Below are 26106 nucleotides of genomic sequence, written 5' to 3' on the forward strand. Positions count from 1 at the left end.
GATTGATTTACCGATAATTCATGATTTGTTTTCACTTACTCATGTGCTCTTTTCGGGTCCAGTATCTTTCCCATATTTTCTCCGATCAGGTCAAATGCAAGAATTACGATCAGAAGTGATAATCCCGGGAAAAATGCAAGCCACCAGTATCCTGCTGACAGATACTTCATTGATTCTGACAGGATAATGCCAATTGCAGGCTGATGTGGTGAAAGCCCGAAACCAAGGAAAGTTACTGAAGCCTCGTGCAGTATTGCATGTGGGAACATTATAATGGTACCCAGAACAAATTGAGGAACAAGGTGAGGAAGAATATGTTTCTTAGCTATCCACCATCTGGATTTGCCAAAATTCCTTGATATATGGATATATTCCTGGGTTTTTATCTGCTTGATTTCTGCTCTTACAACACGTGTGAGACTTGTCCAGTGTGTTAATGCAACAGCCATGATAACACCTGTTGCTCCTCCTCCAAGTCCTATGGAAATCAAAATAATCAACAGAAGATGTGGTATTGAAAGGAATAAATCAACCAGCCATGATACAATTGAATCCTCGATTTTACCTATGCTGGAAAATAAACCTAAGATCACACTGAACACAGTACTGATAGAGGAAGCCAAGGCTCCGATGACTATACTTAATCCCAGTCCTCCAAGAGTTCGCACAAACATATCCCTTCCCATCCAGTCAGTCCCAAATGGGTGTTCAAGAGAAGGTGCAAGGTTCTTTGATTGAAAATCAGTTGACAATGCATTATCGTCTATGAATGAACTGGAAATCACAATTGAAAGTAATAATAAAGACAGACAACTTATCAGCATGATTGTTTTCTGGCGCAGGTTGAACCCTTTAAACAGTCCCCTGTTAACATTTGCAACAGCAGTGCTCATGTTCTCCTCTCCTGCTGTTTTATTCTGGGGTCTACAAATTCATAGATTATATCTGCTATCAGGTTTCCTGAATAGACGAACAATGCGCTGATGATGACAATTGCCAAAAGTAGAGGAACATCAGATCTTAAACCTGCTGCAACAGCAGCCTGACCGATACCGGGATATGAGAATACCTGCTCAACAAGAACGGCTCCACCAAATAATTCGCTGAATCCTAAGAACTGTAATGTAATGGCAGGAAGTGCAACATTTCTTATCCCATGTCTTTTTATCAGGTCAAATCCTGTTTCTCCTCTTGCCTTTGCAAATAGCACATAATCGCTTTCCATGACCTCTATCAATTTTTCACGAGTGAACATCGCGATAGAGGCAACTCCAAGTAAGCTCAGGGTTACAGTCGGAAGGATCAAATGATGAATGCGGTCAAAAAAGGTCACATCTTCACTTGCAACACCTATGGGCACACTGAGCCCTACAGGGAACCATCCTAAATTCACAGCAAATATCAGTAAGAATATCAATGCCAGCCAGAATGTAGGAGCGGCAAGCAGAATATAACAGTAAACTTTTATTGCTTTGTCAATCAGGGTTCCGTTTTTCATTCCTGCTAGTATTCCTAAAGCAAAACCCAGAACTCCTGATAGCAACCATGAAGAAGCCATAAGTATAAGAGAAGCTGTAAAACGTTCTTTAACAACCTCAGTCACAGGCATCCTGTATATCAGTGAAGTGCCTAGATCTCCTTTTAGTAAATTTTCAGCCCAGTTAAGGAACTTTTCATGAGCAGGAGTGTTTACACCCCAATATTCTTCCAGCTTTGCTTTTTGTTCCGGCTGAATACTCATTTCCCCTATATAGGCCCTGACCGGATCGATGGGTGATTGCTCCACGATCCAGAAACTGGCTATGCAAACAACAATTAAAAGAAAAACTAATTTGAGGGTTTTTTTCCCCATAAAAATACTTAATTTCCTGTAATTCACAATTTTTAACCTCCAATATCCATTCCGGCAAGTTTGTGGTTTTGTGTGATTTCTTGTGGATTTGATTTTTGAAAAGCCAATTAAATCATTAAAAAAGGTTAAACTGAGGATAATTTATCCTCAGTTTCACGAAACCTCAAATTTAGTTTTCCGTGCGTTTCCATTCCAGGATATTTCCAAAAATATCAGCGCCGTGTGGCTGTATTTTAGGAGTTCCTATGTCAAGGTCCTCATCCATGATATAGAGGTAATCAAGTGTTGCCATCCACATCCAGGTAGCATCGCCTTTTGGAGAGAATCCTGTTTCACCGTCCCATGCTGCCAGTTGCCAGTTCTCATTTGCAATATCCTGGTCTGAGCTGGTAATTGCGTTTCTTAAATAGGAATCTACGGTCGGGTTGCTGTACATTATTATGTTGTTGTAGCTTGAAGGATCGTAGCTTTCACTGTAGTATTTCAAGTATAGGTCGGTTGGGTCAAGTGAACCGTAACCGAAAACAACAGGGGTTGAAAGAGCAAGGGTATCGATTTTGTCCCAGCTTGCACCCTCAGGAATTATATTGATTCCAAGCTCCTTTGCTTCCTCAGAAACAGCAACAGCGAGAGCCTGCCTTTCCTGTGCACTGGCAGCGTACAGGAGAGTAAATTCAGCCTTAACGCCGTCCTTTTCTACAATGCCATCACCGTCAGTATCTTCCCATCCGGCATCGCTTAATATTTTCTTTGCTTCCTCAACGTTTCCGTCTTCAATAATAGCTTCTTCATTTCCCCATGGTAACTTGTCAACACCTGTGAATTCCTCTTCACCCTGTCCGTTCAGTGCACCATCTACCAGAGTCTGCCTGTCAATTCCGATGTTAAGTGCTTTTCTGATAGCAATGTCAGATGTGACATCGTTTCCAATAGCGTATCCATCTTCAGATGTTTCACCTGTGTCTGGCTGTGTAGGGAAACTAATTCCACGGGCATCGATAGACTCAAGAGCTACTATTTTCATTCCGTCAACTTCCTGATTTGCATAGGATGCCGGGATTTCAGCCAGGTCTATCTGACCGGATTTAGCAGCTGCAAAGGCAGTATCTGCTTCCATGAAAACAATGGTGAGTTTTTTGAAGTAAGGTTCATCTCCGTAGTAATCAGGATTTGCTTCCAGAATTACCTGCTGTCCTTTATCCCATTGTACGAACTGGTAAGGACCGGAACCGATTGGATTCTGACCATAATTCTCATCATATGCATGTTCAGGAACAATCCCGATTACTGCAAGTTTGTTGATAAATGTAGCCTGATTATCGTTTAATTTGAATTCAATAGTATTATCATCTGTAGCTGTAGCTTCATCAAGCATTGAAAGATCAACATCTCCGCTTGCATCTGCTGCAGTATTGAATGTGAATGCCACATCTTCAGCTGTAAGTGGCTCACCGTCATGGAATTTTACATCATCCCTTATTGTGACAGTCCATGTTAAACCGTCTTCACTTACTGAGTAATCTATAGCAAGGTCATTTATAAGAGATGCAGTGCTGTCTTTTTTAAAAAGTGTACTCTGGATCAAAGGCTCATGATTATAACCCCAGCCTGTAACTGGATTAAAACCGGATTCAGGTTCTCCACCATGAGTTCCGACTGCAGCAATCAATTCATCTGTTCTTGTTATCGTTTCTTCAGTACCTGCGACTTCCACTGTGCTATCCGTACACCCTGAAATTGCAACTACCCCGATTAATAGCATTCCTGCCAGTAAAATGCCTAATGACTTTTTCATCATAAATGCTCCTGTATAAATTTTCTAGCTTCAACCTGTTTGTTCACATTTTCCGTTGTTTATTTTTGAATTTGAAATCAAAAAATCCAGAAAATGCAGTATTACAAGTATTATTGTTATTTTTATTCAATAAACGAATTGTGATATTTTATCTTTATATTTAATACTTTTGTTATTATTAGTAATACTAGACTTTGCAGAATGCAATTTATGTTCTCTTCTTCACATTTGAATAATACAATCTCTCATCAGGTCCCAACGTTATGGATATAAATTTTGGAGACAATACCCTAGTAACAGGGCAAAGTTCATTGAGGAAACATGGAAGCTAATCTGATATATTCTGATAAACTAGTAGATGTAGATGACAAAGGTATACGGGTTAAGAAGTATTATTTTCCTTTAGGGCAGGCAAAGTTCGTGAAGTTTCAGGATATACTCAGAATAGAGAAACGACAGCCAACTTTAGCTAACGGAAAATGGCGATATTGGGGTTCCGGTGATTTTGTAACCTGGTTCCCTCAGGACTGGAACAGGTCAGGCAGGGATCTTATATTTTTCATCAAAATGTCAACTCAAAGAACTAGAATTGGTTTTACTGTGGAGAATTCTAAAGCTTTTGTCGAAGTTGTGGAGTCTAAAGGATTAAGGATAGAAAATTCATAACAAGTTATACTGGTGTTCTTCAACAATTATTTTCAGCATGTTTGATGTATGAAAAGCATTTAAACAAGGAGTTTTAATTAGGCAGAGGAACAATCATGCTCATTGACGGGAAAAAAGAAAAGATACTTGCAATCATCACGGCTCCTGTTATGTTAATTGCCATCGGGATGATATTTTTCTATGTGCCCCAGATGAAAGGGAATGCCGGTGAGATACTTGACAGCAGTTTCAAGATATTCTATTTCCACCTGCCAATTGCAATGGTATCATATCTTGCGTTCACTGTTGTTTTTATTGCCAGTATAATGCACCTTAAAGGAAACAGCAGCAAATGGGACATCGTTGCCCATTCTGCCGCCGAGGTAGGTGTGGTTTTTGCATTCCTTGTACTTGTAACAGGTTCTATATGGGCCAAAGCAACATGGGGCTGGTACTGGATATGGGAGCCAAGGCTTACAACCTCACTTGCACTTTTCCTTATCTATCTCGCCTACCTGATGCTTCGTCAGGCACTTGAGGAACCTGAAAAGAGAGCACGTCTTGCGGCTGTATTTGGAATTGTAGGTTTCATATCAGTTCCTCTCAGTTTCCTGTCCATCAGGCTCTGGCGTTCAGCCCACCCGCTGATGTTTGGTGGCTCATCATACGGAAGCAGTGGTGGTGGACTTGAAGGAACTTCACTTCAGTTGACACTTGCTGTTAACATGCTTGCTTTTGCTTTGCTATTTACTTCAATGCTGATCTACAGGATCAACAATGAAGCATTGAAGGAAGAGCTTGAAGAAATGAAATACCAGCGTTCCTGAGCTAAGAAAAAGCATATAAGCTCCTGCTATCAATATTAATGCATGTTGTTCGAACCTATTATGCTGGGGAATATGGAAGTTCCTAATCGTTTTGTACGTTCCGCTACCCATGAGTGGATGGCAGAGTCAGATGGCACACCGACCAACAGGATTGGTGATATGTATGAAGAGCTTGCACGTGGAGAAGTCGGGCTTATAATAACCGGATATGCATATGTGAATCCTAATGGGAAAAGTGACAACCTTCAGCAGGGAATCTATGATGACAAATTCATAGAACCTTACAGGAAGATAGTCTCAAGAGTTCATGAGTATGGAAGCAAGATAGTTGTCCAGATAGTTCACGGTGGCAGGCAGACAATGATGACCGCCGACAATCCTGTGATACTGGCACCATCTGCTGTTACAAACAAGAGGAATGGTACTACTCCTGAGGAAATGACCGAGGAAGAAGTGCTTCAGACCATAGAGGACTTTGCCAACGCAGCAAGAAGAGCAAAGGAAGCAGGTTTTGACGGAGTTCAATTGCATGCAGCTCATGGTTTCCTGCTCAGTAATTTTATTTCTCCGTACACAAACAGGCGAAAGGACAGGTGGGGAGGTTCAACTGAGAAGAGGACACAGATTATCCTTGATATCATTGACAGGATACATGAGATGATAGGTGATGAGTTCCCGATACTTGTCAAGCTTAATGCAACCGATGGTTTCCCTGAGGGTACAAAAAATGTTCTTGATGCACCGGAATGTGTAGAGATAGCAAAGATCCTTGCCTCAAATGGCGTTTGTGCAATAGAGGTCAGCGGTGGAATTGTAGAAGCCGGGCAGCAGATGTTCAGAACCAAAATAAACACTGCTGATGCAGAAGCATATTACAGGGGCTATTCTAAAATGATAAAGGAAGCGGTTGATGTTCCTGTAATGGTTGTAGGCGGTATACGCTCAAAGTATGTCATGGAACAGCTATTAACTGACGGATATGTCGATATGGTGTCACTTTGCAGACCTCTTATTTGTGAACCTGACCTTGTATCAAAGTTCAAAAATGGTGATACTGAGGTCGCAAAATGTGTTTCATGTAACCTGTGTTCCGATGAGAGTGGAATTAAGTGCAATTACGATTTTGATAAATCCGACCGTGAACAGTCATAAGACGGTTCCAGTTCATTCAGGAACTCTACAAGGCGGGTGTGGTTTTCAATAACCATGTCTGCCTGATGGAATTTTTCAGCATCAAGGTATGTAGGTACTGCCATACAACATAATCCTGCTTTTTTGGCAGATTCAACTCCCATTGGTGCATTTTCTATCACGATAGCTTCATGGCTTGAAATCCCGAGCATTTCTATTGCTTTAAGGTATGGGTCTGGTTCAGGTTTTCCTCTTTGTACATCATCGGCTGTAACAAGTTCCCTGAATATTCCCGGATATTCGGATTGAATAATATCCTGAACAATTGGTCTGTCTGAGCCTGAAACAACAGCAAGCTTGAATTTATCTTTAAGACCACTGAGACACTCTGGCATCCCATCAAAAACCTTGAATTCTGCTATCCTGTTAAATTCTTCAATATATCTCTCTACGATATCCGATATGTCAAATTGTGATGCGTCTGCGCTTCCTTTCTGAAGAAGGAATCTCACTATGTCAACGGTTCTCTCTCCTTCTCTCTCGAAGATATCCTGCTTATCCATTTCAACGCCAATTTCATCAAAAATATGCTGGACAGCTTCCGCATGATCTGACATAGAATCAACAAGCACGCCATCCATATCGAATATTACAGCCTTTAACAAATCATCACCATTGTGGGAGAAGCATCGGTTTGCATTGTATAAACTTGTTTTGTGAATTTAGGTTTTGTATATATACCATATAGTATTTTTATGATATTATCTAGAAAAAAAGGTATTAATATCAAAAAAAGTGATAAACTTGCAAACGCAGACCCACAAAAATCAATCAATATAAATAATACCATATAGATGCATTAATTATGGGTGATGAGAAAATCTTAGAACCATCTGATAAAGAAAAACATAATCTTAAAAATAAGCTATCCACCTTTATTTTTTGTTTATTTTTAATATTACCTTTATACGTGGTGATTTCTTATCAAAATAATGAATATAACAAATATTATATTCTCTTATATAGCCTCATTAGTTTTGCTATGATATTCATCTTTACTTGTCTAAGTTTAGCATTATTTGAAGCAAAATTTAGATGGAAAACTATTAAGCAAAAGATAGTTTCATTTATTGTATTAGTTCTAATATATTATTTATCGGTCTCATTTTTAGCCATAGGGACATATAGTATTTTAAATAGCTTTTTTCCTAAAACTACATGGGAAATATATCCTGAATATGGTACTTACATGATACCTTCATTTTGTTTATCAATTTTACTTTTATATCGTATGTTGTATTTACTAGAACTTCATGGAAAAGAATTTTCTTTGTTTGATTCGCTGGAATTACCTTTTGAGATAAAAATCCCAAGACAAATAAAGGAAATAAAAGATATATTAAAAGGTTTTATCGTAGGAATATTATTAGTGTCTTTTTCTGTTGTTGCTTTTAGTAAATCCCAGATTTCAATTGTTACATCTAATATCGGTGAGTTTCATTTATTTTCACTTGTATCATCAATAATAGTTGCTTTTATAGAGTTTTCTGTACTATTTATGATAGTTCATTTTCCATCTGCACCTTTAAAGAACCAAAATGAAATATATCCTATAAGAGAAAATCAACGAAGCAAGTATATAAGGATACTAGATGAAAATAAAAAAGTTAGATATGCATTTTATTTTGTATCAATATTATTAGTTGTTGCATTACTATTTTTTTCTCCAAACGAAGTCGTTGAGCAAGTACAGAATGTTACTGTTCTTGAAATCAATTTCCAAGTAATAAACAGTAATGTGTCTCATACTTCAATTAGTAATATGGGCTCTATTGTTCCTTTAGTATTTGTTAATGAAAAACAAAAACCATTGACGGAAAGGATGACTGGTCTAATGGAAAATAATTTAGGAGATATTAGTTATTCAGGCAAGGCTTTAGAAATCACCACAACTAATACTATTATGCCATTGACGCTAAAAGTACGCAATAATCTTGCAGATAAAACAATAGACATGAGTAATAGCTTAAACACATTTCCTTCAGACTATGATACTGCAATAATTTACTCTTTTTACAATACAGGATACAACAAATGTTATTCTGTCAGTACTTTTCAAGATTCTGGTACAATGGTATCTGGAAATAAAATCTTTTTTAATTTTGATGAAGAAGATAACATTGCAGTTTTTTTAGATGCTGAGGGCACTACACTTGCAGTTTATGATTATGATGTAACAATTGTGACACTAAATCAGACTATAGGAACTGAAGTAAAAGATAATCTTGAATATGATAGAAATACAGCAAGTATTAGGCTACTACTATCTGATCCTACTGAGCTTAAAATTTTTAATACTTCAAAAACATCAAGCTTATGAATTATTTTGATTAAGATATGATTGCTATTTTGAATATATATTTTAAGGCTACATATTAAAAAGAATAATTAATATAATTATATATGCAACTATATGTGTATAATTTGTCAATATTTTAGGTGAGTGCATAATTTGTCTTCAAAGAAAAACGATAACATCAACATTGATCGATATCTTGATCTAAATAGGATTTGCAACGAGCATAGAGTTTTTCATAATGATTATAGTGTGTTTGATAACTTCAAGGATGAAGATAAAGAGAATTTCCTAAATGATAACATGAAAGTGTTTTCTAAATTTCTTTATCTGATACAGGTTGCAGAGAATAGAGAATTTATGGATATGAAGATAACTTACACGTTATTTGGTGTAGCATATGAATATCTTCTAAAAATTTGTTCTTTAAAGATAAATTGGGATGATTATCTTAGTTTATACAGAGCTGATCCAAAAGATGAAAGTAATCGTGGAAACCGCTCATTTGAAACTGCAAAAATCTATGTCTTAAAAGACTTAAAATTAAAATTACCTTCATATCAACATAAGCGTTCACGTGAAATACTTGACTTCGTACAACATCAAAGAAATCATTTTGCTCATAATCCGTTCAAAGGTATGGATCACTATGCCGTCACAAAACAGATTTATGAATTAATGTCAGTTTTAATTGCAACATATCAGTTGAAATTACCAAAAGAGACTGTTGAGTTAATAACAGAAGGTATCACTAATAATAGAGTTCGTTCAGGAATGGATTTTAAGGATGTAGAATTTCAAAAATACATAGATAACTTGAATGACTGTGCTCTAGATATTCCTCTTTTCCCTGAATGTTGGTAATAAATTAAATTCCATGAGATTAAAACAAATTCTGCGTATGAACCGTAGAGATGGCAAAAGATAGTAAACAGTAATTTTACTGTTTTTCCATTTGAAGTTAACAAATCAATTAAACTCATTGTCATGTGACCAGTAAGCAGCAAGGGCAGACCCTGAAATATTATGCCATATACTAAACAAAGCACCCGGCAGAGCCGCCAGCGCAGAAAAATACTTCACAGCAAGAGCAACGCTCAGCCCAGAATTCTGCATTCCAACCTCTATTGCAATAGTCCTTGCATCTTTCTCATCAAAACCAAGTTTCTTTGAAAGCAAGTATCCGCTGGCAAGTCCGAATCCATTGTGAAGGATGACAGCAACTATCACCAGTTTTCCGGCAACGAGGATGCTGTCTTTGTTCAGGGCGATTATTATTGCGATGATGAACACGATTGTGGCTACAGATAATGCAGGGAATGCATGCCTGAAACGCTCGATATGTTTATCAAAGAATGTGTTCAGGATAATTCCAAGTGCCACGGGCACAAGTACTATTTTAACTATACTCAGCATCATACTACCAACTGCAACAGGCACTGCCTGTCCGATGTAAAGCCATGTGAGTGCAGGTGTCAGGATGAATGCAAGTAGTGTGGAAACCGATGTAAGTGTGATTGACAGAGCTACGTCTCCTTTTGCAAGATAGCATATCACATTTGATGCAGTTCCACCGGGGCAGGCTCCAAGTAGCACCATTCCTGCCATAATCTCAAGAGGGAGATTTAGTAAGTATGAAATTATGAATGCGAGAAGTGGCATCAGAATATATTGCAATGCGGTTCCGAGCACAATGACTTTTGGTCTTTTGAGCACCAGCAGGAAATCATTTGCAGAAAGGGTGATGCCCATGCCAAACATCACAACTCCCAGAAGCGGGGTTATGGCACTTTTGTATGGTGAAAAAATGGAAGGATAGATGAAAGCCACAACTGAAAGCAGAATAGCCCATACCGGGAAGAGGGAGGTGAATTTCTTTATCATTGTATCGTTCCTGAGAAACGCATCTTTTGTGAAACTTTTCGTTCAATGTGGAACTATAATATAAATAGTACGTTTCCTTATTAATTGAACCATGAGACTGGATACATATCTTGTGGAAACAGGACTCTTTAAGTCGCGAGGACGAGCCAAGACTGCCATACTCAACGGGAGTGTCAGGGTTGATGGCACAGTCATCAAAAAACCCTCAAAGGACATCAGTGCAGATTCTGAGATTGATGTCGATGAAGGTCTGGATATGCCCCGGGGCTACTTCAAGCTAAAGAGAATTCAGGATGCAACAGGTGTGATATCTCCGGGAGATCGTGTACTAGATCTGGGGTCCAGTGCAGGGGGATTCCTGATGATGGCATCTGAGATAGCCTTATCAGTAAAAGGAGTGGAGTTCAGCAGGGACTTTGACTATGAACTTGGCAAAGTTGTAAATGAAAAGGAAAATGTCACCGTGATGTTTGGTGATGTGTTCCAGATTCCTCTTAATGAAATGTCACCTGAGCATGTTGATGTGATTCTCAGTGATATGACGCTTGAGCCAATGGATTCTCTGGCAGCCCTTGAAAGAGTGTTACCGCTGCTCAGGGACAACGGTAAGTTGCTTCAGGTCATCAAAATGGGAAAAGAGAAGAACAGTAAACCCATACTTGCTAAGGTTGAATCTCTTGGCGTAAAGATACTTGATGTCCTGGAATCGGAGAGGCAGGAGATATACATAATCGCACAGAAAACCGCACATAATGTTAGAAAATAATCCAAAATGCCAAAAATGAGTTGAGAATATGTCATACAGGATACTTGGAGAAGGAAAACCTGTCAGGTTATTTGTCGCAGGCCTGCATGGTGAGGAATGGAGAGATACCTCCGATATTCTTGAGAATATAGAAGCTCCGCAAAAAGGTACACTTGCAGTAATTCCGCTTGTAAATAATGGTACTTATATCTCAACACTGGATGACAGGTATTTTTCAGAAATTGGCATTCCTATCATTGAAGCTGTAGAAGAGCTTAAACCGGAGGTCTACATTGAGATTCATTCCTACTCTGCAGAAAATCTTGAGGCTTTAACCGGTGTCAATCGGCTTAAAAGCATAGGTGTTCCGGCTTTTAGCAGACTTGACCATGATGTACTGCTGGGATCCGTAGCACCATACATCCGCAGGAAATATTTCCCACAGGATGCACTTTGTCTAACTTTTGAGATTCAGAAACAGAACCCTGTCTCAAAGGAATATGCAAGAAAGATAATCAATCAGATGAAGGAGTTCACTTCACGGGATGAATTCCTTACTTGTATGCTTGAAAGGTATCCGAAGCAAGCTAGAAAAGCAATTGATGATTATAAGAAGTTCTATGGTCTTTCAGATGATCAGATATGATTATGAATTAACATAGTTACAAAAACATATGGGTTTTTTTAAGTTCCCAGTTTGGCCAAAATGGGTTTGGAGGAAAGAAATTATTGTAATTAAAAGTTTCTCATGGCAGGATATAAATCATGCCATGAGTGAATAGTATACCATCATTGCAGCTGCAAGGGCGGTCAACATTCCGGCAAATTTACTAAGATTTATGTTGTTGTTGTAGTAGTGTTCTGTCATGATTTATCATGATATACTACATATCGATAGTATATATACGTTTCGCTATTTATCATGATTAATCATTTCTATTTTTTAGATGATATGTAATTTAGCCGCAACATATCGATTTATTACAAATAACATTTGGTCTAATCAGAAAAGAGCATAATAATGCCTGGATAATAAAGCTAAAATCAAAAAAGAATAAAAACAAAAAAAGAATGAAAAGAGGTTAAACCTCTTTACAGCATACCTGTTGCATCGTAGTTGTGTACGTTGTGCTCAGGCTTGACATCCATCATGGCCTGTTCCTTTGCACGAAGCATATCATCAACACGAAGTACAATAAGTGCTGCTTCTGATGCGGATTTGATCGCCTGTGTCTTGACTCTGAGAGGGTCAACAATGCCTTTTTCCAGCATGTCAATAACATCTCCTGTCTCCACATCAAGGCCTGCGTTCTTCACAGTTCCGTGTTTTGCACGGAGGTTAATGATTGTATCAATTGTGTCGAAACCACAGTTATCAGCAATTGCTTTTGGAAGCTCTTCTATTGCATCAGCGAATGCCCCGATTGCAAGCTGTTCACGGCCTTCAACACTTGCTGCATACTTCCTGAGTGCCTGTGCAACCTCTATTTCAGAAGCTCCGCCACCAGGAACGATGGTGCCGTCCTCATAGACTGACTTTACTACGTGGAGGGCATCATCAAATACACGCTCAATGTTATCAGTAACATGCTCTGTACCGCCTTTTATGACGATTGTCATGGTTTTTGCATCTTTGAATCCCTTGATATAGGTCTTCTCCTCATGCTCGTCTTCCTGCTCAACGAGTTCTGCATATCCAAGGTCGTCAGCTGTGATTTCATTGACGTTCCTTACAAGAGCTGCACCGGTTGAGTATGAAAGTACTTCCATGTCCTCATCCTTGACACGTCTTGTTGCATACATGTTAGCTTCCTTGAAGAAGTGGAGTGCATAATCTTCTATCTTCTTTGAACAGAATACAACATTTGCTCCGGTGTCAATTATTTTCTGGATGGTTTTCCTGAAGTTTGCTTTTTCCTGTTCCTTGAAGTCAAACAACTGCTCAGCACTGTCAACATGGAGCTTGGATGTTGTGTTTGTCTTTGCGAAAACAAGTTCAGTATCAATAAGAGCTATTTTTGCATTCTCAATGCGGCGTGGCATTTCATTGTGGAGTGCTTCTTTCCTGATTGAAATACCATTGATAAGCTCGGTATCATCAAGAGTTCCGCCAACTTCCTTTGCCAGTACAATGTCCTTGTCAACATCGACCTTTCCTTCATGCTCTATTGCATAGATAGCATCAACACAGATCTGTGCAAGGTGACCCCTTGCCATTTCAGATGCTTTGCCTGTGATGGATGTGTTTGCAATTTTCTCAAGCATTTCCCTGTCAGTTTTCTCAACGGTGACTGCGTAATTCTTGAGTGTCTCAAGAGCTTTCTCGGTTGCCATTGCGTAACCTTTTACAAGGACCGTTGGGTGAACACCGGTCTCAATAAGCTTCTGTGCTTTATCAAGCAGTGCGCCTGCCATTACAACAGCACTGGTGGTACCGTCACCTGCCATCTTTTCCTGTGTCTTTGCAACCTCGACAATCATTCTTGCGGTTGGGTGTTCAATTTCCATTTCCTCAAGAATTGTTGCACCGTCGTTTGTAAGGGTGATATCACCCATGATGTTTACCATCATCTTGTCCATGCCTTTTGGACCAAGGGTTGTTTTCACAATACCTGCAACTGCTTTTGCAGAAGCGATATTCATTGATAATGCGTCTTTTCCTGTTGTGCGCTCTTTACTAGGATCAACGATGATTATTGGTTGTTGTTGATTACCATATCCTGCCATGACTTCGGACCTCCAATAGTATAAATAAATTCAATCAGTATAATTCTACATTTCCATGTATGAGTGAAACTAACTGTATGTGGTTCTATAAAAACATTGCGACTCTTATTTCCATTACTAACCACTCTGCTGTCCCTCCGGACATACATTAATGCTTCTTTAATTATTCTATGTCATTCTCAAAGCATTTATTCCATTAGGACATATCTGCGGACTATGCTTACTTTCATAGGACTGGGCCTTTTTGATGAGAAAGATATCTCCCTGAAAGGACTTGAAGCTATAAAAAATGCTGATATGGTATTTGCTGAATTCTACACATCAAGACTGATGGGTAGTTCACTGGAAGAACTTGAATCACTCTATGGAAAAAAGGTAAACCTTCTTTCAAGGGAAGATGTGGAAATATCTCCTGATTGGCTTGCTGAAGCTAAAGATAAGAACGTGGCTTTCCTCACAGGAGGCGACACAATGGTTTCCACAACCCACGTTGATCTGCGACTTCGTGCAAAGAACCTGGGTATTGAGACTAAACTTATACACGGCTCATCTATTGCCTCAGCAATCTGTGGTCTTTCATGTCTTCAGAACTATCGTTTCGGAAAAGCATCGACAATTCCTCATCCCTTTACCAGCAGTCGCGGTGTTACAGTAATATCAGAGACTCCTTATGATACTATCAAGCTTAACAAAAAGCACAATATGCATACTCTTGTTTTCCTCGACATCGATAAGGATAAAGGTTACATGACAGTGAACCAGGCTCTTTCCCTGCTTCTTCAGGTAGAGGAAAAAAGGGGTGAGGGTATCATGGAGAATGCCATTGCTGTGGGTATTGCAAGGGCAGGCTCAGAAGCGCCTGTTGTAAAGGCAGGATATGCCCATGCATTGAAGGACGAGGATTTCGGAGAGCCTTTACATATACTTGTCATTCCCGCATCACTTCATTTTATCGAAGCAGAAGCCCTTGTTGAACTACTTGGTGCACCTGCTGAGATCCTTGAAGGGCTTGATGACTGAGGGAAGATATAATAATACATAATAAACATAATAGCGAAGACCATGAATTTGAGGGATGAAAAATGGTAAGAGGTTCAGTAGGCGTTATTTTTGGAGAAACAGGAACCTTTGAGTTCAAAGTAATGGTTTTTGACAGTTCCAAAGTATACAGGGGCGCATACGTCAAAGTATGGCATGATGCGTCGTCGGAAGAGAAAGATCACACATGGGTACTTGGTCAGGTAATGGCCATAAAACGATACAGTGATTCATTTTCTATCGAAGAGGCAATGAAGGGACAGCGTGCAGATAAAAGTGATGACAAGATCGTTGCTGAGGTAATGATAATCGGTTCCAGAGATGAGATCGGAATGCTGCGTGCACCGGTGATACCTTTCAGTCCTGGAAGCCCCATTTTTGCAGCAGACGAGGGACTTACAAGATCAGTGCTCGGACTTACGGGGAACGAAATGAGTATCGGTATGCTTGAAGGCACTAATATTAAAGTGCAGTTGAGCGTCAATAGTCTTGTTCAGAAACACTGTAGTATCCTGGCAAAAACCGGAAGTGGAAAATCATATACTGCATCCGTGCTGCTGGAAGAGCTGCTTGATCACAATATTCCAATGCTTATAATAGATCCGCACAGCGAATATTCATCTTTGAAGGTTGAAGGTGAAGGCAGTCCTGAAGATTTCAAGCGGTTTGGTGTAAAACCCAAGGGTTACGGGAAAAATGTAACAGTATATACTCCTGCAAGCAAGGCAATCAATCCCGATGCAGATGAGTTGTTCAGGCTCAATGGTATGAATCTTACTGTCAAGGATCTGACGTCGGTCTTCCCTGATAATTTCTCAACCACACACACTGGTATATTATATGAAGCAATTCAGAAACTACGTGCTGAGATGGAGACATACACGATTGATGATATTATATTTGAGGTTGGTAACGATAAAAGCAAGGCAAAGTGGATTGTTATCAATGCCCTTGAACAGATAAGGGATACAAATATCCTATCCCCTAATCCAACTTCCATAAGCGAACTTTTCCAGAAAGGAAAAGCTGCAGTAATTGACTTCAAGGGAGTTGCTCCCGAACTTCAGAGCATGATTGTTGCCAGTCTTTGTTCCGGTCTTTTTGAGGCACGTAAGCTCAACCAGATCCCGCCTGGTATGCTCGTTGTTGAGGAAGCACATAATTATGCTCCTGAAAAAGGTTTCAGTAAAACCACCAGTACTGACATTCTCAGGACAATCGCATCAGAAGGTCGTAAGTTCGGTCTTGGTATGATGGTTGTTTCCCAGAGACCTGCAAGAGTTGACAAGAATGTTCTCTCTCAGTGTGGAACTCAGGTTATAATGAAAGTCACAAACCCCAACGACCTTAAGGCTATAAGCAAGGGTCTGGAGGGTGTAACTTCCTATGTTGAGGAAGAACTCATGCGTTTGCCTCCGGGTGTTGCCATGCTTGTTAGCAATGAAATTGAAAGGCCTGTGCTTGTTGATATCAGAATAAGAAAATCCAAGCACGGTGGTGAATCTGTCAATGTTCTCAAGGCTGCACGGACTCCAACTCCACCACCACCACCTGAGTTAGTAGCAGGTCAAAGTCATGAACCGGTAGTTCCAACTTCGGTACGCAGGCCTGTGCCCGCTGCAACTACAGTGGAATCACATGAACACGATGTTCTGGATATTCCGGTAGTTGATTCTCCGACTCAGGACACAAATTTCACACCTCCTCCAAAAAGACAGCCATCAAGACCACCACGCGTTGAAGCCACAAACGGTGAGGAGTCTGAGGGCGGAGGAAAGCTCTTTAAAAAGCTTTTCAGGGCGAACAGATAATAACTATGAATTACGTTGAACAGGGTGATCTTATATGGCTGCTGACCTGAATGAAAAAGTTAAGAGATATGAGCGACTATTAAGGGAAGCTCTGGAAAAGGCCAAAGTTGCCCCGATTCCACAATCTCATATGTATACGGTAGCCGGAGATTATCGTAATATGGCAAGTTCATACTATAATGATGGTCTTCATTTTGTTGAAATTGATGACCCTGTCAATGCCCTTGTCTGTTTCAGTTACGGACATGCATGGCTTGACGCAGGAGCAAGACTTGGCCTGTTTGATGTCGACGATGACGTGTTGTTTACAATATGAAATATAAGTTCTATTAAGTTATATTTAATTGAAGAAGAAATGAAGTTTAAATTGGAGAGATATAATGTCAAATTATCATGTTACACTTGAAGCCGCCTGGTTGGTTAGAGACGTAAAATCCGCAGATGATGCAATTGGTGTTGCAATTTCTGAAGCAGGAAAACGCCTGAATCCTAAACTGGATTATGTGGAAGTAGACATCGGAACAACTTTCTGTCCTGCATGTGAAGAACCAATTACCAGTGTTTTCATTGCTGCTAACACCGCAATTGTTGGTCTTGTTCTTGAAATGAAAGTATTTGATGCTGAAAGTCCGGAGCACGCAGCCAGAATTGCAAAATCAGTTATTGGTCGTGCATTAAGAGATGTTCCTCTCGCTGTTGTGGATGTAGAGGAATTCGAGTAAGGTGTTAACATGGACCGGGTAATAACTGTTGTAGGGCATGCAGCTATTGATCTCCTTTTTGATGTAGAAAATATTGCAGTACACAATGAATCCCATCCTATAATAGATTACAACCAGTATTATGGAGGCGGAGCTGCCAATATTGCAGTTGCAATAGCAATACTTGGAGGAAATGCTCAGCTTATATCCGCAGTGGGAGGAGATTTTGCTTCATCTGGATATGAAGCTGAATTTGAAAAGTTCGGTGTTGATCTGTCACTTCTCTACAGATTCCCTGAGCATAAAAGCACAAGAGCCTTTGTTTTCACAGACAGGGAGCATAACCAGAGTACATATTTCCACTGGGGAGCGTCCATAGAGCTTAAAGGTCTGGAGCCACCGGAAGTTGATTTTGTACACCTTGCAACATCAGATTCAACATATAACGCAAAGATTGCTAAAAAGGCAAAGTTCGTTTCATTCGACCCCGGACAGGACCTTATAACATATTCAAGGGAAAATCTTGAAAGCATCCTTGAAAATACCAATATTCTCTTTACAAACAAACATGAGATACAGCGTGTCTGTGAGATGACCGGGAAATCAATGGACGATATTCTCAGCATGATCGAAACAGTTATTGTAACTTACGATGCAAGCGGCAGTAAAATTTATAACAATGGAACTGAGGTAACAATTCCTGTAGTTACCGTGAAAGCACTTGACCCGACAGGTGCAGGTGACGCTTACAGAGCCGGTTTCCTTCTTGCTTACACACGTGGATACCCACTGGAAGTTTGTGGTAAGATTGGTTCTACAGTTGCTTCTTTTGCTGTTCAGAGCATCGGATGCCAGACCGACCTTCCAACATGGGATGTCATGAAGGCACGTTACGAAGAGAATTTCGGTAAACTTGAACTTCCGGCTTAATTGCGGGATAGTTCATTTTCTTTTCTTACTTTTTAAGTAGTCTATTGATTAAAGCCACACATAGTTATTTTATTTTGATAAAGCTTAAATAAATTAAATGCAGTATTTCACATTATATTAATGTGGAGTGGAGTAAAATAACATCTGATAAGACAGCACTTTCCTTAATTGCAATTGTATTTGTCATATTTACAATTGAGGGGCTTTTATACGCAAATTTCTCAGCTGAAGATGAAATTCTCACCTATGTAGATTATACTATAGCTGAAGAAGATGCACAAGCACACTGGGATGAGTATAAAGCTGTAACAGTTAATGTCGACAATCTAAGGCAAGCGCTTGATAATGGTAATCTTAGTCTCAAGCTATTGGATGAGGATGTAAGTATTATAATTTTTGAATCTGACAAAGCGGATGGTTACTACCGTGGATATGCCAATGGTGTAGCAGCCAATCAGGCTGAATTCTCCTTTGGTGAAAATGCTTTTTCATGCTATGTTGATCTTGGTACGCACTCTTATCAAATAGCACCTTCATGGGATATAGTAGACAACAAAATGATTTACGTTGTTTACATGACCGACTATAAGAAAGAGGAACAACGGCATGAAGAGTATCCTATCGACCCACTGACTTTTGAGATAAGCAATGAGGACAATCTGGAACACAATATTTCAATTGAGGTATTCAATCCTTCAAGCTCATTGATATTTAGTGAGGAATATTCAATATCCCCGGGTGAGGTAATAGTATCTCCAGATATCAGTGAAGTTCTGGGAAAACACCGGTATGTTGTAGTACTTGATGGAGATTATGAATTTGAGGAATCTGCAACTGTGGCACGTTCTACGGGACTTGGTTCATCTGAGAAATTATACTTCAATTTTATCAATAATTCTGAGTATCCTATGGAAGTGGGAATTGAAGTAGCTTGAATATTTGATAAGCAAATCTGTTTCAACATATTTATAAAAATAAAAATCAAAGACTTTTTATATACTAGCGATTATATAATAATCGATGATGGAACCTCAGGATCTAATTATTGATGAAAAACTTCTTACTGAAAACGAAGAAGTCCCCATAGATGATAAAAAGTCTTCCAGATTGTCTACTCTGGTTACTGATATCAAATCAGGAATTAATTCAATAATTCATCCACGTACAAGACTTCCTGATTATGAACCTGAAATACACGGTCTGCTGGTGGAATTTGAAATTCCTGACGGATACCAGGAGGTTGAACGTTACTGGGTAAACGAACCTTATTCATTCATCAGCATACTGGAAAAGGGCAACATCTACTATTATCACGTGGTTGAGCCAACGCTGACCTTATATGAAAAAGATATTCTTGAAAGAGTATATGACGATCTTCAGGACATCCTGAGTCTTGGTGGTGTCAGCACCGACAGAAACAAAGAAACTGTGCTGATGGAGAATGCACTCGCCCTTTTTAACAGGTATCATGCGAGCCTGGAAATCTCTTCAACCTACAAGATATTCTATTATCTTAAACGTAATTTCCTTGGCCACGACCGTATAAACTCACTGATGCTGGATCCGGGTATAGAGGATATTTCATGTGATGGAATAGAAGTCCCGGTTTTCATGTATCATAATAAATACCGTAATATAAAGACAAATATTGCTTTCAGTGAAGAGGAACTCAATTCGCTTGTAATAAAGCTCTGTCAGAAAAGCGGTAAGCACATCTCTGTTGGCGAACCAATGGTGGATGCAACACTCCCTGATGGGTCACGTCTTCAGGCAACCCTTGGAAAAGAAATAACAACAAGGGGAAGTTCTTTTACCATCAGGAAGTTCCGTGGGGATCCAATTACTCCTATTGATCTTGTGAATTATGACACCTGTAACATTGAAATGATGGCCTATTTCTGGCTTGCAATGGAAAATGGAGATTGTGCCATATTTGCAGGCGGTACCGCATCAGGAAAAACATCCCTGCTTAATGCAGTTTCACTCTTCATACCTCCATTGTCAAAGGTTGTCTCCATTGAAGATACAAGGGAACTCACACTCCATCATGATAACTGGATAGCAGGAGTTACACGCAAGCCACTTAATGTGAACAGTTTGGGTGAAATATCCATGTATGACCTGCTGCGTTCAGCCCTCAGGCAGAGACCGGAATACATTCTTGTAGGAGAAATCAGGGGTGAGGAAGCTCTCACACTGTTCCAGGCCATATCCACGGGACATGCAACATATTCCACAATGCACGCAGGTGACGTTCAGACTGTTGTCAACAGGCTTGACAGTCCCCCGCTTAATGTTCCTCATGTAATGCTCCAGTCACTTGATATCCTGAGTATCCAGATGCAGACATTTGTAAATAACAAAAGGGTCCGCAGAACACAGAGTCTTGTGGAATTTACAGGTATAGATGCCAAAACCGGTTACATCCGAATAAACGAACTCTACCGCTGGGACCCTATTAGTGACACTTTCATTAAGACTGGGGATTCGTACACCCTGAACAAGGTTATGGTTGCAAGAGGCTGGGACAGGAACAAACTTGCAACTGAACTGGATAACAGAGTCCGCATTCTTACATATCTCCGAGAGAAGAACATGAGAGATTATGTAAGGATTTCACTGGTAGTACAGGCTTATGATGCAAATCCTGAATCTGTTATTGAAGCCATAGAAGCCGATACATTTCAGACAATGATAGAACAGAACATGTAGGGGAATCTGGTATGGATATCATCGACTCAGCCGCACACCTTATATTCGGAAAATATGTGAGGAGACACATCCATCGATACGAGGATCAGCGTCTTTTAATACGCAAAGCAGGGCTGGGTATGCTGATAGAACAATACATTGCCCAGACTTATTTCTTTTCGTTTATAATGGCACTGTTTGCCGGTTTTGTCGGACTGCTTGCCGGATATTACCTTCTTGGAAACGTCAGGCCCTATATGTTAGGTGTTGGTACTGAAATTCCCTGGATCTGGTCGAATTTTCATTTATTACTAAGTATCGGGCTGGCTGTTCTTTTTGCTGTAATAGCCTCCTCATTGACATATTACATTTTCATGTCAATACCTGAAGTACAAGCAAATGTAAGGGGAACACTCATTAACCAGTCTCTTCCACACACTACTGCATATCTCTATGCAATGAGCCATGGTGGTGGAATGAATCTTATTGATATCATGAAGTCACTGGCACAGAACTATTACATTTATGGTGCTGCGGCAGAAGAAGTGGGTTATATCGTAAAGGACATGGAATACTATGGTACCGATCTTCTTCAGGCTTTTGACCGTGCTGGACAGCGAACCCCTTCCAAGAAATTTAAGGATTTTCTGGATGGAATGACTTCCATTGTGACCAGCGGTGGTGATGTAAGCTCATATCTCAAGGCAAAGAATGACCAGTACCGACTCACCGCTACAAAAGAGCAGAAAATATTCTTTGAAACTCTTAGTGTGCTTGCAGAAGTATATATCTCAGCGTTTGTTGCAGGCCCGCTGTTTTTGATAACTATTCTTGTAGTACTGGGACTTGTAAGTTCAAGCTCAGCTAGTATTCTAAATCTGATAGTTTACCTGATTATCCCGATAGGAACCGTTATTTTCCTTCTTCTGCTTAATTCACTGACAAATGATAATCCGAAGATTCCTGATTTCTATGTTGTGGAAAAAAAACTGGATATTTTTTCCCATATTCCATTAAAAGCAGGAGAATCAGATGAAGAAGTCAAAAGGAAAAAAATGCGCAATTATGCCAGAATTGTGAAGTTCATTGATAAGGTTACACATCCACTGGCTCTTTTCACAAATAATCCATCTCATGTTTTATTCATTACTGTACCTGTTTCACTAGTGTACCTATTCTATACCGTTAATGAGTACATAAATGTTGCAAACATTCTCTATATAAATAGCTTCAATGTTCTGACTGTAAGCATAATCGACGATCAGATATTCATAGCACTTATTATTCTGCTTGTTCCTTTCATAATTTTTGATGAACTACGAACCTATCGCGTAAATCAGATTGAAAATCACATTCCTGATTTTCTCAATAACCTGGCAAGCATAAATGAGGCTGGAATTCTTCTAGTCGATGCTATTGTCATGAGCATGCAGCTTAAGATAGGTATCCTTCATTCAGAAGTAAAACGTCTTGTAAATGATATTTCATGGGGAGCAAAGCTTGATGATGCACTGAAAAAATTTGAGTTCAGGATACGTACGGAAATGACCAGACGTATCATTAATCTCATAATCAAAGCCAATGAGGCTACAGGTGACGTAAAAAGCGTGCTGGCAATTGCAGCTCATGATGCTGACATCCAGAGGCAACTTAAAAAAGAACGTAATGCAGAGATGTTTGTTTACATCTTTATTATTTACATAGCTTTCATGGTTTTTCTGTTCATAGTTTACATACTGGCAGCTTATTTCCTGCCGGCAATGCCTGCATCCACAGAAGGTGCAATTTCAGGTCTAAGCTTGTCGACTGCTTTTGACCTTGACAAATATACCCTGATATTTTTCCATGCAGCTATGATACAGGGTTTCTGTTCAGGTCTGGTAGCAGGGAAAATGGGAGGCGGAACCATTCATTCAGGATATAAGCATTCCATCATGATGATGTCAATTGCTTACATACTCTTTGCATTCTTCATCTGAGGTGAAATACATGGGAACACAGCTTAAAAATGAAAAATCTGGAATCATGGAAATATTCCATGATGAAAATGCAGTTTCCGAAATAATCGGTGAGATACTTTTGACAGCTATAGCTGTACTTGCATTTTCTGTAATAGCTGTGTTTGTATTCTCCTATCTTGAATCAGAAGATGCTGTGCATGCAGATGTAGATGGCTGGGTGGATGTCAGTTCAGATACTGTCTATCTGAGGCATTCAGGCGGTGAGAATATTGACCTTGATAAAGTGGAATTAGTCCTTAATCTGAATGGCACACGCAGGGATATATCCTCGTCACAACTGAAGCAGATAATAGGAAGCAATAGCTGGCACCTTGGACAAACCATTGTAATTGATACGGATCTTCTCTGGAACACGACCATCAATGAGGATGATTACGTTGGCATGATTTTACTGCAAACGGATTCCAATCTAGTTATTGAAAGCGGTTCTCTTCTTGGAGAAGAACTCGAAATGGGTTCAGGGTCTGGATCAGGTGGCAATGTCACACCATCACAATATGATCCGGTTGCTGATTTCACATATTCACCAGCAAGTCCCGGAGTACTTCAAACGGTTACCTTTACAGATCAGTCTACAGATTCAGATGGAACAGTTGTTGCATGGTCATGGAATTTCGGTGACGGAGGAACTTCTACAGTTCAGGATCCTTCACACCAGTACTCTTCCGCAGGAACCTATACAATAAGTCTTACTGTTACTGATGATGATGGTAATACAGACAGTTTTTCCCAGGGAGTAACTGTTGTGGCACCATCGGGTATATTTGCAAACAGTATAATCCTGAATAAAAACTCAATAGGCGGCGTAATTAAGGACGGCGGCTATATCAGCTTTACAAATGACGGCAATTACCGGTATGTAGATATAGACGGTACCAGGTACAACCTGGCTCTATCTGATGAAGTCAAACTTGAAGTTGTAAATGACCAGACTTCAGGACATATTTCCATGGGTGGTAGTGATTCCATATCAAATTTCAACCTGAACGTTAATCTGTACATAAACGATGTATTGCAGGACACAGGTCTGGTCACAAATATCTATGTTTATCCAATCTCGAATTATTATTCAACTCTAAAATATGAACTTCCATCTTATAGCAGCCAGACCTATCTTAAAGCGGATAGTGACACAATCATTAACTGGCAAACCAATAATTCCGGTATCAATATTTCAAACATCGGTTTCTATGGTTCAGGAAGCACTGAGATCAATTTCAATCCTTCTAACACCTATATTACCTGTAGTGGTTATTACGAGCTTTTCCCTCCGGAAGAGACAGAAGAACCAGGAACATCATCTGTGATTCCTGTTTCAAGATGGAAATTCGATGAAGGTTCAGGTTCAGTTGCTTATGACAGTGTTGATGGCAATGATGCTTCTATCCAAGATGCAAAATGGTCTGTCGGCACAGCAATAAATAATTCAGCGATGTATTTTGACGGTAATGGTGATTATCTTGTCGTTTCAGATGACAATTCCCTTGATTTTGACCAGAATGTGAGTCTGATATTCTGGTTAAGACTTGCAAATAATAATAATGACTATTGTATTATCGGTAAAGGAGCAAATGATCAGGACAACTTTGACGTTTTTGTCAGTAGTGGAGAACTCTGGTTTGAATGGACAAGTTCAGGTTATCATTATGTTGAAACTACAGGAATGAATCTTCAGAAAAATACATGGTATCAGATAGGTGTTGTTGCTGATGGAAATGATGTGAGCTTCTACAAAGATGCTACATTTGTAGAGTCACTTTCAATGAACGGTTATCAACTTGTGCCAAATAATTATGATTTGTGGATGGGCAGGCAGAACTATGGAAGCAATAACTATTATTTCCGTGGTTATCTCGATGAGGTGGAGATATACAATGTAACACTGGATGAGTCAGATATGGCAGATTACTATGCGAGGACAAATCCATGATAAAAATAAAAAGCGGTTGCTGCCAGAGGAAGCATAAGGATTTAAGAGATTTCCTTGGCAATGAAAGAGCTATTTCTGCTGCAATCTCTGCTGTCCTTCTTTTTGGTATAGTGGTATCTGTGATAACTCTTGTTTATGTGCAGTATATTCCTGAGTGGAAAACCTCTGCGGAACAGTCACATATGGACGATGTCTTTTATGATATGGCAGGGATGAAAAATGAACTTGATATCCTTTCAGGTTATGCAAGAACTGAACCTTCCACAAGCCTTTCCGTAAGTGTTCCTGTTAAGATGGGTGGGGCTTCATTGCCCATGTTCAGTCCTGAAAAATCCAGTGGAAGACTTACTATAAACGATGATGATTTTGAAATTAATATTGTGGGTACCACTCCGGGAATAGATTACAATAGTGATCCTTTCCTCCTTGATCTTGGAACTGTAAATTACAGGTCTGATAATCATTATTTTATAGACCAGAAATATGTCTATGAGGGTGGAGCTCTCATTCTGGCCCAGGATAGTTTTTCATTAATGCGTCTTGGTCCTCAGATGGATATAAGAAAGACACAAAATTCCAGTAATATAACTGTGGAATTTAATGTAATTGATCTGAACGGTCCCAGAAAAGCTATCAGCAGTAATTCTATTGAAGAGGTTAATTTCAGGACAAATGGTTCAGAGTCTCTTTACTGGGATGGTGTCATGTTTACTGATATGACAATGACAATTCAGACATCATATCCCGCGTCCTGGGAAAGTTATTTTGAAGCGCTGGCTGATGATGCAGGAATTGATTCGGCGGAATACTCTGTAAGTTCTAATGACACTGCAGTTGTATTTATCCTTGAAGGAAATTCCGGTGAAGATATCATGATAAATGTTACAAAGACATTTTTTGATGCGAGGCTGAATCTTTTGTCCTGACATATTTAAGATAATACTTAGTTTATTATTTTAGAGTTAATTGTGTGCTTATTTTTTATCAATGCTTAGTTTCATCAATAATGAAATCAAATCTTT

General features: G+C 39.5%; 23 protein-coding genes. 17 read left to right on the forward strand and 6 right to left on the reverse strand.

The window, feature by feature from the left end; translation table 11 throughout:
* Positions 1–35: 35 nt before the first annotated feature.
* The 3 genes from V7O61_RS05150 to V7O61_RS05160 form a co-directional block, all read right to left on the reverse strand.
* Positions 36–893 (reverse strand): ABC transporter permease, encoded by an 858-nt coding sequence (locus V7O61_RS05150; RefSeq protein ID WP_407282533.1) that lies wholly within the window; start codon positions 891–893, stop codon positions 36–38.
* On the reverse strand, positions 890–1879 hold the full coding sequence (locus tag V7O61_RS05155; RefSeq protein ID WP_407347452.1) for an ABC transporter permease: 990 nt from the start codon (positions 1877–1879) through the stop codon (positions 890–892). Before V7O61_RS05155 ends, V7O61_RS05150 begins: the two co-directional genes overlap by 4 nt.
* 142 nt (positions 1880–2021) lie before the next feature.
* Positions 2022–3647 (reverse strand): ABC transporter substrate-binding protein, encoded by a 1626-nt coding sequence (locus V7O61_RS05160; RefSeq protein ID WP_407283421.1) that lies wholly within the window; start codon positions 3645–3647, stop codon positions 2022–2024.
* 321 nt (positions 3648–3968) lie between these two features.
* On the opposite strand from V7O61_RS05160, the gene V7O61_RS05165 reads away from it, so the two are divergent.
* The 3 genes from V7O61_RS05165 to V7O61_RS05175 all read left to right on the forward strand — a co-directional run bounded on the left by V7O61_RS05165 (position 3969) and on the right by V7O61_RS05175 (position 6271).
* Positions 3969–4313, forward strand: a complete 345-nt coding sequence (locus V7O61_RS05165) for a hypothetical protein (RefSeq protein WP_407282531.1) — start codon at positions 3969–3971, stop codon at positions 4311–4313.
* Positions 4314–4408: 95 nt separating this feature from the next.
* Positions 4409–5119, forward strand: a complete 711-nt coding sequence (locus tag V7O61_RS05170) for a cytochrome c biogenesis protein (RefSeq protein WP_407282530.1) — start codon at positions 4409–4411, stop codon at positions 5117–5119.
* Between the two features lie 42 nt (positions 5120–5161).
* On the forward strand, positions 5162–6271 hold the full coding sequence (locus tag V7O61_RS05175; RefSeq protein ID WP_407282529.1) for an NADH:flavin oxidoreductase: 1110 nt from the start codon (positions 5162–5164) through the stop codon (positions 6269–6271).
* On the opposite strand, the gene V7O61_RS05180 is transcribed toward V7O61_RS05175, so the two are convergent.
* Complete coding sequence (locus tag V7O61_RS05180) at positions 6235–6915, reverse strand: HAD family phosphatase (RefSeq protein ID WP_048135707.1); 681 nt, start codon at positions 6913–6915, stop codon at positions 6235–6237. The two genes, V7O61_RS05175 and V7O61_RS05180, sit on opposite strands and share 37 nt — an antisense overlap.
* Positions 6916–7115: 200 nt before the next feature.
* Between V7O61_RS05180 and V7O61_RS05185 the strand changes: the two genes are divergently transcribed.
* Together V7O61_RS05185 and V7O61_RS05190 are read left to right on the forward strand one after the other, a co-directional pair.
* Positions 7116–8630: a hypothetical protein gene (locus tag V7O61_RS05185; protein ID WP_407282528.1), complete on the forward strand. Its 1515-nt coding sequence runs from the start codon at positions 7116–7118 to the stop codon at positions 8628–8630.
* A 132-nt stretch (positions 8631–8762) separates the two neighbouring features.
* Positions 8763–9470, forward strand: a complete 708-nt coding sequence (locus V7O61_RS05190; RefSeq protein WP_407282527.1) for a hypothetical protein — start codon at positions 8763–8765, stop codon at positions 9468–9470.
* Positions 9471–9575: 105 nt separating this feature from the next.
* Here the strand turns inward: V7O61_RS05190 and V7O61_RS05195 are convergent, their stop codons facing one another.
* Complete coding sequence (locus tag V7O61_RS05195) at positions 9576–10490, reverse strand: bile acid:sodium symporter family protein (RefSeq protein ID WP_407282526.1); 915 nt, start codon at positions 10488–10490, stop codon at positions 9576–9578.
* 91 nt (positions 10491–10581) lie between these two features.
* On the opposite strand from V7O61_RS05195, the gene V7O61_RS05200 reads away from it, so the two are divergent.
* Both V7O61_RS05200 and V7O61_RS05205 read left to right on the forward strand, forming a co-directional pair.
* On the forward strand, positions 10582–11256 hold the full coding sequence (locus V7O61_RS05200; RefSeq protein ID WP_023844107.1) for an SAM-dependent methyltransferase: 675 nt from the start codon (positions 10582–10584) through the stop codon (positions 11254–11256).
* A 28-nt stretch (positions 11257–11284) separates the two neighbouring features.
* Positions 11285–11881 carry a DUF2119 domain-containing protein gene (locus tag V7O61_RS05205; protein ID WP_407282525.1) on the forward strand — a complete coding sequence of 199 codons (597 nt, stop codon included), beginning with the start codon at positions 11285–11287 and terminating at the stop codon, positions 11879–11881.
* A 446-nt stretch (positions 11882–12327) separates the two neighbouring features.
* Here the strand turns inward: V7O61_RS05205 and thsA are convergent, their stop codons facing one another.
* Positions 12328–13962 (reverse strand): thermosome subunit alpha, encoded by a 1635-nt coding sequence (gene thsA, locus V7O61_RS05210; RefSeq protein WP_023844105.1) that lies wholly within the window; start codon positions 13960–13962, stop codon positions 12328–12330.
* A 216-nt stretch (positions 13963–14178) separates the two neighbouring features.
* Here thsA and dph5 point away from each other — a divergent pair, with 216 nt between their 5' ends.
* The 10 genes from dph5 to V7O61_RS05260 all read left to right on the forward strand — a co-directional run bounded on the left by dph5 (position 14179) and on the right by V7O61_RS05260 (position 26010).
* Positions 14179–14982, forward strand: coding sequence for a diphthine synthase (gene dph5 / locus V7O61_RS05215; protein WP_288068747.1), 804 nt, complete (start codon positions 14179–14181; stop codon positions 14980–14982).
* Between the two features lie 62 nt (positions 14983–15044).
* Positions 15045–16811, forward strand: a complete 1767-nt coding sequence (locus V7O61_RS05220; RefSeq protein ID WP_023844102.1) for an ATP-binding protein — start codon at positions 15045–15047, stop codon at positions 16809–16811.
* Positions 16812–16845: 34 nt separating this feature from the next.
* Positions 16846–17127 (forward strand): DUF357 domain-containing protein, encoded by a 282-nt coding sequence (locus V7O61_RS05225; protein ID WP_023844101.1) that lies wholly within the window; start codon positions 16846–16848, stop codon positions 17125–17127.
* 64 nt (positions 17128–17191) lie between these two features.
* A complete protein-coding gene (locus tag V7O61_RS05230; RefSeq protein WP_023844100.1) occupies positions 17192–17533 on the forward strand; it encodes a DUF555 domain-containing protein in 342 nt (113 codons plus the stop codon).
* Between the two features lie 9 nt (positions 17534–17542).
* Positions 17543–18442 (forward strand): carbohydrate kinase family protein, encoded by a 900-nt coding sequence (locus V7O61_RS05235; protein WP_407282524.1) that lies wholly within the window; start codon positions 17543–17545, stop codon positions 18440–18442.
* Between the two features lie 122 nt (positions 18443–18564).
* A complete protein-coding gene (locus V7O61_RS05240) occupies positions 18565–19377 on the forward strand; it encodes a hypothetical protein (protein WP_407282523.1) in 813 nt (270 codons plus the stop codon).
* A gap of 85 nt (positions 19378–19462) precedes the next feature.
* Positions 19463–21154, forward strand: coding sequence for a type II/IV secretion system ATPase subunit (locus V7O61_RS05245; RefSeq protein WP_407282522.1), 1692 nt, complete (start codon positions 19463–19465; stop codon positions 21152–21154).
* Positions 21155–21165: 11 nt separating this feature from the next.
* Positions 21166–23112, forward strand: coding sequence for a type II secretion system F family protein (locus V7O61_RS05250; protein WP_288070370.1), 1947 nt, complete (start codon positions 21166–21168; stop codon positions 23110–23112).
* A gap of 10 nt (positions 23113–23122) precedes the next feature.
* A complete protein-coding gene (locus V7O61_RS05255) occupies positions 23123–25084 on the forward strand; it encodes a LamG-like jellyroll fold domain-containing protein (protein WP_407282521.1) in 1962 nt (653 codons plus the stop codon).
* On the forward strand, positions 25081–26010 hold the full coding sequence (locus tag V7O61_RS05260) for a hypothetical protein (protein ID WP_407282520.1): 930 nt from the start codon (positions 25081–25083) through the stop codon (positions 26008–26010). Before V7O61_RS05255 ends, V7O61_RS05260 begins: the two co-directional genes overlap by 4 nt.
* Positions 26011–26106: the final 96 nt, after the last annotated feature.

It is taken from the genome of Methanolobus sp. WCC1 (genome assembly GCF_045690315.1).
Lineage (GTDB): Archaea > Halobacteriota > Methanosarcinia > Methanosarcinales > Methanosarcinaceae > Methanolobus > Methanolobus tindarius.